The following is a 1,507-nucleotide window of genomic DNA, read 5'->3' on the forward strand; positions in this document are numbered from 1 at the left end:
GGGTACGGGGCTCCCCGGAGGAGCCGGGGGTACGGACATTCCAGGTGGAGCCGGGGGCGCGGGCCCCCTCGGAGAGGCCTGGGGCACGGGTCTCCCCCGTGGGGCCGGGACCACCCGGGCCGCGGGTCTCCCCCGTCGGGCCCGGAGCATCGGAAGCGCGGGACCCTGCGGTGGGACCGGCAACGCCCGGACCGCCGGCCCCCTTCACGCCCGGGGCGGCCGCCGCCCGGTCGGGGTGGTCGACGCGGCGGATCTGGAGGGTCTGGTCCGGGGCCTCGGGGCCGTCGCGGTGGCCGCCGTCCCCGTCCACGGGGCCGGCCGCACGACCGTCGCCGCCGGCAACGGCCTTCCCGGCCTCGGGAGCGGTGCGGGCCCACGCGCGTTCCGCGCGCTCCCAGTCGGTCGCGAGGCCCGCCGGGTCGCTTCCGGTCACCTCCGCGAGGGCCACGACCGCGCTGCGGGGCGCCGGCCGGCGGGCGTTCAGGTAGGCGTCCCAGGCGGACCGTTCGCGCCCGGTGCGCTCGGCGACGGCGGTGACGCCGAGGCCGCTGCGCTCGATGAGGCGCCGGAGCCGTTCCGTGAACGCACGCACATCCGGATCGAGTTCGTCCGGCAGCGCCTTCCAGCCAGGCATGGCGGTCCCCCTTGTCCCGTGCCTCCCGGGTCTCCCCTGCTTCTCCGAAGGATGGCAGGTCCCCGGGCGATGCGCGCCCCCGGATGCGTACCCGAGGTACCGGAATGGTCACTTCCGTGCCACAGCGCCCTGCCGGACCTTGAACCGACCTTGGCACGTACATGACCCTGGAACGCAGCGGTGCCCGCCCTCCCACGGGGGAGAGGGCGGGCACCGCGCCACGGATCGTCGGGGTCGCCGGGAGGCCGCGCCCGTCAGGTGACCGTCAGATGGAGGATGTCCTCCAGGAACGGGATCTGCAGCCAGGGCCGCGGCTGCACCATGAGCGCGAGCAGCACGATCAGGCCACCCATCACCCCGTACGTGATCATGTCCGTGAACCGGGACCGTACGGCGAGCATGCCCACCGAGGGCATCACCCTGCGCAGCACAGCCCCCACCAGGAGCGCCGCGCCGACCAGCATCGTGCCGATGCGGAAGGACTGCGCGAAGGCGTCCGTCCCGACCACGAGCAGACCGATGCCGGCGAGACCGAGCACGGTCAGCAGCGGCCACTGACGGGCGGGCGCCGGGGCGTCGCCGGGCGCCGCCCGGCCGCCGCCCTCGGGCCGCGCGGTGTCGGTGGTGAGAAGGGGGGCGGGCCGCTTCCAGACCTCGTGACTGAGGACCGGAACCGCACCGATCGCCGAGTCGGCCCCGGTGTCGGCCGCCGAGCCGCCCGCGGTGTCGGGCGGGGTCTCGCCCACGGCGTCGGGCTCCGGGGCGCCGTCGGCCGGGGCGGGGGGCACCGGGGCGTCACCGCTCCCGCGCCCCGCCGCACCCCCGTTCCCGTCCCCGTGGCGACGGCGGTCGCGCTGGTGCTCGCCGCGAACC

The 1,507-nt window shown here is 76.8% G+C and carries 2 protein-coding genes; both read right to left on the reverse strand.

Features of this window, described 5'->3' with window-relative positions:
* The coding region (locus tag EAO70_RS35900) for a helix-turn-helix domain-containing protein (protein WP_148006978.1) at nt 1-634 on the reverse strand (634 nt) is incomplete at its 3' end.
* A 254-nt stretch (nt 635-888) separates the two neighbouring features.
* Nucleotides 889-1,507 (reverse strand): DUF3017 domain-containing protein (locus tag EAO70_RS35905; protein ID WP_261993226.1); only part of this gene is annotated, 619 nt, incomplete at its 5' end.

Origin of the sequence: Streptomyces sp. adm13(2018), from assembly GCF_008042145.1 — a bacterium.
Classification (GTDB): Bacteria; Actinomycetota; Actinomycetes; order Streptomycetales; family Streptomycetaceae; genus Streptomyces.